Source organism: Actinoplanes italicus (assembly GCF_003001815.1).
GTDB classification, from domain to species: Bacteria; Actinomycetota; Actinomycetes; order Mycobacteriales; family Micromonosporaceae; genus Actinoplanes; species Actinoplanes italicus.
The window spans coordinates 109922-117794 of sequence record NZ_PVMZ01000028.1 but is presented as its reverse complement, the minus strand read 5'-3'; the positions used below and the strand labels follow the sequence as shown (position 1 = coordinate 117794).

Below are 7873 nucleotides of genomic sequence, written 5' to 3'. Positions count from 1 at the left end.
TACGGCAACCTCACCCAGAGCCAGATCGCCGAGCAGATCGGCATCTCCCAGATGCACGTCTCCCGCCTGCTCACCAAGGCCCTGACCAAGCTGCGTGGCCAGCTGGCCGCGGACGCGCTCTGATCCACCCCATCTGATTCACACGACGGCGGCACCGGTCCTCCCCGACCGGTGCCGCCGTCGTGTGAACACCCCGGTCCACTCAGCCGTCGCTACCGGCTCCGGCTACCGTGTAGCGGATGCCACCTTCTGCCGAGCTGCCCGGGTTCCTGGACACCGTGGCCCCGATCCTGGACCGCTGGGGTTACTGGGCCATCGGTGGCGTGATCGTGGTCGAGAGCTTCGGCGTTCCGGCGCCGGGTCAGACGATCATGGTGGCCGGGTCGATCTACGCGGGCCTCGGACGGATGAACATCTGGGTCGTGGCGCTGATCTGCTTCGTGACGGCCGTGATCGGCGACAACATCGGTTACTGGATCGGTCTGCGCGGCGGCCGCAGGATCGTGGAGCGGTGGGGCAAGTACATCTTCGTGACGCCGGCCCGTCTGGCGAAGGCCGAGGACTTCTTCGCCCGCCGCGGCAACCGGGTCATCGTGATCGCCCGGTTCATCGACGGGCTGCGACAGCTCAACGGTGTGATCGCCGGGATCACCCGGATGCCGTGGAAGACGTTCCTGCTCTACAACGCGATCGGGGCGGCGCTCTGGGTCGCGTTCTGGTGCACGCTCGCCTACCAGCTGGGCGACAACATCGGCACGGTGATGAAGTACGCGCACCGCTACCAGTGGCCGGTCATCGGGTTCCTGGTCCTGGCGGTCGGGATCTACGTGACCCTGCACGTCCGGCACATCCGGAGGCGGCGGGCGCGGGCGGCCGAGCAGGTCGAGGAGAGCCAGGCCTGATCAGGTCACCGGGTCAGAACCGGGCGAACCTAGCCCTGACCTGGCCACCGATCGTGGTGAAGTCGCCGCCGGCGTACAGCGCACCGCTCGGGTCGGCACTCAGTACCCGTACCCCGATCACGCCGTTGGCCTGAGGGTCCCACTCGGTGAGAAGGCCGTCACCCGTGACCGCCGCCAGCTTGACCCGTGGTGTCGAACCGCCCACGCAGTTGCCCTGGGGCCCGTTGCGAGCGGTCAGGCAGACCCGGTCGAAGTGGCCGCCGACGTACGCGGTCCCGGCGATCGTGGTGATGGCGGTGGCGTCGCCGTCGAACACGCGTTGCCAGCGGGTGGTGCCGTCGAACCGGTAGGCGACCGCCCGCCCGCCCTGCCCGCCGGTGGCCGCGTACACGCCGGAGGCGTCGACCGTGACGGCGTTGACCTCGGCCGCCACCTTCGGCCGGAAAGGGCGGTCCAGCAGGCCGCTCGTGGCGTGCACCGCCGCGAGCCGCGACCTGCCCTTCTCCCCGTTGACCCGCCGGAACGCCCCACCGAGGAGCACCCGCTCACCGGTCACCGCGAGGGTGTGCACCCGGTCGTCGGCGGAGGCACGCCAGGTCCTGTCGAGCTTGCCGGTGGCCAGCGAGAACGCCGCCAGGTTCCGCTGCTTGCGGCCGTCGACGGCGGTGAAGCTGCCGCCCAGGTAGAGACGGCCGTCGCCGGCCGCGAGGGCGTACGGGGTGCCGTCGATGTCGTGCTCGAACGGGGTGACGGTGTCGGCGGTCGGGCTGAGTTGCGCGATCGAGTCCCGCTTCTCTCCGGCGACCCGGTGGAACCCGCCGGCCGCGAAGATGGCGCCGGGTGACGCGGCCAGGGCGCGGACCGTCCCGTCGGCCGGTGGCGCCCAGCTCAGCAGCGCACCGGTCCGGCCGTCGAAGGCCGCCAGCCGGTTACGTGCATGGGTGCGCCCGTTCCAGCTCGCCTTGGTGAACGACCCACCGACATAGACCGTGCTGCCCTGGTAGGCGACCGCGTACACGGTCCCGTTGAAAGTCGGTGCCACCCGGGCGGCCGATTCGACGGCTCGTGCGGGTGCCGCGATGGCGAGGACGGACAGCAGGGTCAGGACGAGGAGACGCACATCGGCTCAACTCTCCCGGACGGGGGAAAGTCGCGCTGGAACGCCCGTTTCGAGAGGGCTGGGCGACGTTGCCGGAAGGGCCGGGTCGGCGGTACGCAGACCGAGCATGACCAGCCAGTCCACCAGCTGGCGGTGTACCGCGTCCGGGCCGTCGAGATCGTGCGAGACCAGCCAGGACGCCGGGTGCACGAGCATCGCGTCGGTCTGCCAGCCGCCGAGTCCCCCGTGCGAGCCGACCAGCTCCTCGAAGGCGGGCACCTCCTGTGTCTCCGGGTTCACCGAGCTGATCACGACCACGTCGCCGACGTGGGCGGCGAGCTGGTGACGCAGCAGGTCGGCGCGGGCACGCGGGCCGTACGGGATCAGCGGGTCGATGCCGATCACCGTTCCGTCGCTCAGCCGATGGGAGCCGGCCGAGCCGTACGCCATCGCTCCGTCCTTGCCCTGGACCACCACGATCCCGACGCCCGGGTGCGAGGCGAGCCCGCGGATCAGGTCGGGGTGGGCGTGCTCGATCGCCTCCTGGCTCAGCCGGTTCGGGAACCGGGTCAGGTAGAGCATCGACAGGTTGCCCGAGGACACCACCAGCACGTCCTCGGCGAGGCGGGCCACCAGCTCGTCGAGGGTCTCGCCGTACCGTTGCCGGAAGGTCGGTCCCTGACTCTGCCCGTGGTCGGAGAGCACCACCAGGTGGTAATGGCGGGCCGCCTCGGGTGCGAGCCGGCCGAGCACGCCGAGCATCCGGTCCAGGCTCTCCAGCTGGCGCATCGACTCGGGCCGCGCCGGACCGGCGTGGTGCGCCACCTCGTCGTAGTCGACCAGGTCGCAGTAGATCGCCGGGACGCCGCGGGCCATCTGCTCGGCGACCAGCGAGATGTTCACGTCGCGCAGCAACATCGAGGCGGGGCGCAGGGCCAGGAACGCGCCGGACCGGCTGACCCGCGGCTGCAGGTTGCGCCGACGCTGCAGGCGGGCCTGGTACAGCTCGGTGATCACCTCGGCGCCGCCGAGGACCAGGGCGCGGGTGAAGCCGTACGGCGAGGCCATGAACGCCGCCCAGCCGCGGGCCGTCCGTCCGGGCAGGGCCGCGTGGCTGACGGTCAGCAGGCTGGTCGCCGCGTCACCGCTGAACGCGTTGCTGATGCTGACCCCGCCGTCGCGGAGCAGGCCGCGGCCGTCGCTGAGCCGGGACTCGATGATCGCGGCGTCCCGGGGGCGGTTGGAGACCATCACCTTGCCGGTCTCCTTCTCGTACCAGCGGAAACCCGGGATCTGCCGGCTCGCGCCGTGCAGGATGCCGGCCTGTGACGCCGGGGTCGTCGACGGCAGACCGGTGTGCCAGCCGCGGACCGTGTGACTGCCGGTCCGCAGCCAGTGCCCGATGGTCGGCAGGTTCCCGGCCCGGATCGCCCAGCGCAGCACCGGCTCGGCAACCCCGTCCAGCTGCACGATCAGCAGGCCCGCGTCGGTGCCGGGCGGTGGGCGGCGGAAGCTGAGCAGCCGGCCGGTGGAGCGCCGGCGGATCCCGCGCATCAGGCGGCGGGCCTCCCGGACGAAGGTGTCGTCGCTGCCGGCGTCGGCCATCCAGTCGAGCAGGGCGGCCACGATCACGGCCAGGATCGCGGCGGTGACCAGGGTGGGCAGGCCGCTGATCCGGTTGCCGGGGTCGAACCGCAGCGCCACCACCATGACGACGATCTGCGTGACCACTCCGAGCAGCATCGCGGCCCAGCCGCCCAGCGCGGTGATGCCGAGCAACAGCAGGGGCCGCAGCACCGCGCCGACCCCGGCGACGAGCACGACGAGACCGAGGGTGTCCACGACGTCGGTGCCGGCCACTCCGGGCATGAGCCACAGGGTCAGGGTCAGCACCACGAACGTGGTGAGGGCGCTGCGCAGCACGGCTCGGACCCGTCGGAGCAGGGTGTGCATTCGGCTGCTGATGGCCACCCCCCGACGATGACACACCGGGACGTGCGGAACCGGACGGGGAAGGGGTCAGCGGCTGATCCGTACCCAGACGTTGTCAAGAATGCCGTTGAACTGATCGTTGTCGCGATATGCGCCCTTTGCGCCGATACTCAGCGGCAGGTCGTTGGAGACGTTCAAATTCGACGGCACCGATGTACGCCCACGCAGCACGTTGTCGACGTAGACCTCGAGACGGGTCCCGACCCGCTGGCAACGCACCCGATGCCAGCGCCCGTCCGCGATGGTGATCGAACTGCGGACCATCCGGATGGCCGGCCACCGCTCGTCGACCAGCACACAGCTGGGATGGCCCGCGGCGCCGTCGATCTGCAGTTTGTACTGGCTGCCCGTGGTGGAGTAGCCCTTCTGCAGCACGTTCTGCCCGGTGCTGGTCTGGCCGGGGTCGAGCAGCACGTCGGCGCCGAACGCGATGTCCCGGGTGCCCGGGTTCAGTCCCGCCGACTCGACGCTCTGCAGCGCCACGTGCGGGCACACCTGCTCGGTGCACTTGTCCGGGAAGGCCAGCGCCGTGCCGGGCCCGTGCGCGACCGACCGGACCTGCCCGCCCTGGGACGAGATCACCCGCAGCGTGTGCCCGTTGCCGGACTCGTCGAGGATGCTGCTGGACCGCCCGTTGAAGCCGTAGTGGGCAGTCATCTCGGTCACCAGCGGTGGGTCGCTCGCCCACGCCGGCGCGGGGGCGACGACAATGGCCACGGATGCCAGAACCGCCGCGGACATACCTGATCGCATGCCCGAATTATTACTTGTGCGGTATTGTGCCCGTGCAGCGGATCAGGGTCGGAACTCCTCTGGGCGAACCGGCTTGGCCGACTCCTTACGCCCGAACAGCCGCCAGCCGCGCTTCTTCTTCTCGGTCACCGGCTGCGCGGCCCCGTTCAGCACGTCCAGCCGGTGCCGGGCCACCGGGTTCTCCGGCTCCAGCCGCAGCGACGTCTCCAGCGCCTGCCGGGCCTGGTCGACGTGCCCGAGCGCGGCCAGTGTCACCCCGTGCGTGAAGTAGTAGTGCGCCTCGTTGGGGTCCAGTCCCACCGCGGTCCGCGCCGCCTGTTCGGCGTCACCCAGCTGCCGGTCCGCGGCCAGCAGCGCCCACGCCACGCGGTCATGCCACAGCGGGTTCTTCGGCTCGACGATCACCGCCCGGTAGGCCATGCTCATCGCCTCCTCGTGCCGCCCCAGCAGGGTCAGCGCCCGGCTGGCGATCGCCGGCGGGCGCGGATCCTCCGGAGCCAGGTCCACCGCCCGGGTCGCCGCCTCCAGAGCCGCCTCCACCTGATCGAGCGCCAGCCGGATCCGCGCCATCAGGATCCACCCCGGCGCGGAGTCCGGCCGCCCGGCCAGCACCGGATGCAGCATCTCGGCCGCCTTCTCCGGCTGCATGTGCTCGAACAGGGCGGCGGCCCGCGCCACGCCCAGGTCGTTCGGATCGGCGAAGGCCCTGGCAGACGCGTCGGCGGAACCTGCGGTCAGGCCCGGGGAGGGGGCGAGTTCGGTCATCGGTCCGCTCCGGGGATACGGCTGGGGATCACGAGGTTCACATCGGCGGAGAACTCCCGTTTCTGAGCCTCCCGCCCACCCGAGGCGATTCCCGCCGATTTCTTGGATGTACGCCCACGCGGAGCACCTGGGCTCCGCTTCCGCGACACAGGCGGTGAGCACGGATTCAGCCCGAAAGGGGCGCTAATGGGCGGGACCACCGCCTGCGTCGCCGGCGGAGCGCCGGTGCCCCGCGTAGCCGTACATCAGGAAGGTTTTCTGCGGCGGGTGAGGACCGCGATGCAGAGGAGGAAGGCCATGGCGGCGGTGAGGGCGGCCGGGAAGCGCCACTCGCGGGCAAGGGCGTCGGTGGCGACGACGCCGACGAAAACGGCGGCACAGGTCCCGGCGATCAGGCGCAGGGATTGGTTGCTCAGGCCCGGTACGCGTTCGCCCGGTTCCTCGACCGGCGCGGTGAGGAGGCGGACCGCGAAACCGGCGAAGGTGGCAGTGCCGAGCAGTACGGGCAGCCAGCCGGCCGGGACGACCAGTGCCATGAACAGCGGGAACACGGCCAGCGCGGCGGCCGCGAGGGCGATGCGCTGACGGCCGTGGGTGAGTAGGTCGCGCAGGTAGGAGCGCAGCGCCGGGTCGAGCCGGGAGAGGAAGTAGCCGGCGTAGGCGGACGGTGCCAGGGCGGCCAGGGCGGCGAAGAGGCGGGCGACGCCGGGGGACGAGTCGGCGGTACGCCAGCCGAGGTAGGCGAACAGGACCAGGATGATCGCGGTGTAGACCAGGAACTGGCGCAGGGCCAGGTCGAGCAGGAAGCGGCTGGCCTCCTGCTTGGGGTCGGCGCGCAGTGCTCCGACCAGGCCGGACGCGCCGCGCGCCATGCGGGCAAGGGCGAACGGGTTGCGGTGGATGACGTCCAGGGCGGCCAGCTCGTGGCGGGCCACCGCGTTGTCCGGTTCCAGCGCCAGGGCGTCGCGCAGGGCCTGACGGGCCCGGTCGTTGAGGTTCAGCTGCTTCATGACCATGGCGTACGTGATCCGGAAATCCGCCTTCTCGGGGTCGAGACGGATCGACTCGCGGGCCGCGTGTTCGGCCTCGACGGCGTTGCGGCCCTCCTCGAGCAGCGCCCAGGCGAGGCGGTGATGCCGGTACGGGTTCAGCGGCTGCCGTGCCGCGGCCGCGCGGGCAGCGGCGATGGCTTCGGCGTGCCGGCCTGCCTCGCTGTGGACCCGGCTGAGCGCGGACAGCGCGTCCGGCGACTCGGGCGCGTGCTCGACCGCGCGCCGCGACAGCTCGTCGGCGAGGTCCAGTCGTTTCAGGGCGATCTGCGCGTGGGTCATCAGGACCAGCGCCGGCACGTCGTCGGGTTCGGCGGCGAGCAGTGGGCCGAGCAGGCGGGCCGCGGCCTCGGGTTCGCCCCGGCTGAGCTGAATCCGGGCCAGCTCGAGGTCGCGGCTCACGCGGGTGGCTCGTCGGCGGGGACGGTCGCGAAGGCACGGACCGGGAAACTGCCGAAACCGGCGACCCTCGGCGGTACGGCGGTGAAGCGCGCGCCGAGCGGCGGCAGTTCGCGCAGGTTGGTGAGGTGTTCGACGATCGGGATGCCGGCGGCCAGGAGCAGGCTGTGGGCGGGCCGTTCGCCCGCGGCCTCCGGAGAGGCGTCGTCGATGTTGACGGCGTCGATGCCGACGAGGGCGGCACCGCGGTCGGCCAGGAGGTGGGCGCCCTCGCGGGTCAGGTAAGGCGCGTCGACGCCGTACGCGGGGGTGCCCCAATGCCGGTCGCCGCCGGTGTGCAGGAGCACGGCCCGGCCGGAGACGGCGACGTGGGCGAGCATCTCGGCGGTGACACCGCGCTCGCTGCCGACCACGCGGACCACCACGGCGGGCAGGCCGGCGAGGCGTTCCAGCGGGATCCCGGCAAGGTCGGTGCCGTCGGCGTAGCGGTGGTACGGGCTGTCCAGGTAGGTGCCGGTGTTGCCGACCATGCTGATCCGGTCGATGACGAACTCGGTGCCCGCGGCGTAGTGACCGCGGGACGCGCTCCTGCTCAGGTGCGGGGTGATCTCGGGGGCGGGCAGGCCGGGGTAGGTGACCATCCCCGCCGTGATGACGTGGCTGAGCTCGACGAACCGGACCCGCTCGGCCTCGGTGTCCCCGGCCGGCGGGTGCGGTTCGGCGATGATCCGGACGTCGCTGACCGCGGCCCGCTCGACCCGCTGCGGGGCGAGCGCGGCGACGAGCAGCGCGGTGATCTCGGAGTCGGTGACGTCGGCGTGCGGGATGTTCAGGCGGAAGCCGCGCGCCCTCAGTTCGCCCCCGCCGTCGAGGGTGACTTCGGCGTCGAACTCGGCCCGGTAGTCCAGCACGGC

Annotated in this window: 8 protein-coding genes; 2 read left to right on the top strand and 6 right to left on the bottom strand. The window is 71.7% G+C overall.

Translation table 11 applies throughout. The features are described from left to right. Positions 1 to 123, top strand: a 123-nt coding sequence (locus CLV67_RS44210) for a sigma factor-like helix-turn-helix DNA-binding protein (RefSeq protein WP_282958721.1), incomplete at its 5' end; no start/stop codon positions are given. A gap of 116 nt (positions 124 to 239) precedes the next feature. After that, positions 240 to 902, top strand: a complete 663-nt coding sequence (locus CLV67_RS44205) for a DedA family protein (RefSeq protein WP_106329747.1) — start codon at positions 240 to 242, stop codon at positions 900 to 902. Positions 903 to 915: 13 nt separating this feature from the next. Here CLV67_RS44205 and CLV67_RS44200 read toward each other — a convergent pair whose 3' ends face one another. The 6 genes from CLV67_RS44200 to CLV67_RS44175 all read right to left on the bottom strand — a co-directional run bounded on the left by CLV67_RS44200 (position 916) and on the right by CLV67_RS44175 (position 7870). Further along, on the bottom strand, positions 916 to 2022 hold the full coding sequence (locus CLV67_RS44200; RefSeq protein WP_106329745.1) for a hypothetical protein: 1107 nt from the start codon (positions 2020 to 2022) through the stop codon (positions 916 to 918). Positions 2023 to 2028: 6 nt separating this feature from the next. After that, on the bottom strand, positions 2029 to 3972 hold the full coding sequence (locus CLV67_RS44195) for an alkaline phosphatase family protein (protein ID WP_239166851.1): 1944 nt from the start codon (positions 3970 to 3972) through the stop codon (positions 2029 to 2031). Positions 3973 to 4020: 48 nt separating this feature from the next. Further along, complete coding sequence (locus tag CLV67_RS44190; RefSeq protein ID WP_106329741.1) at positions 4021 to 4746, bottom strand: LamG-like jellyroll fold domain-containing protein; 726 nt, start codon at positions 4744 to 4746, stop codon at positions 4021 to 4023. Positions 4747 to 4788: 42 nt separating this feature from the next. After that, positions 4789 to 5511, bottom strand: a complete 723-nt coding sequence (locus tag CLV67_RS44185) for a tetratricopeptide repeat protein (RefSeq protein WP_106329739.1) — start codon at positions 5509 to 5511, stop codon at positions 4789 to 4791. 245 nt (positions 5512 to 5756) lie between these two features. Beyond that, on the bottom strand, positions 5757 to 6962 hold the full coding sequence (locus tag CLV67_RS44180) for a tetratricopeptide repeat protein (RefSeq protein ID WP_106329737.1): 1206 nt from the start codon (positions 6960 to 6962) through the stop codon (positions 5757 to 5759). Further along, positions 6959 to 7870 carry a cyclase family protein gene (locus CLV67_RS44175; RefSeq protein ID WP_106329735.1) on the bottom strand — a complete coding sequence of 304 codons (912 nt, stop codon included), beginning with the start codon at positions 7868 to 7870 and terminating at the stop codon, positions 6959 to 6961. The genes CLV67_RS44180 and CLV67_RS44175 overlap by 4 nt, the downstream gene beginning before the upstream one ends. Between the last annotated feature and the right edge of the window lie 3 nt (positions 7871 to 7873).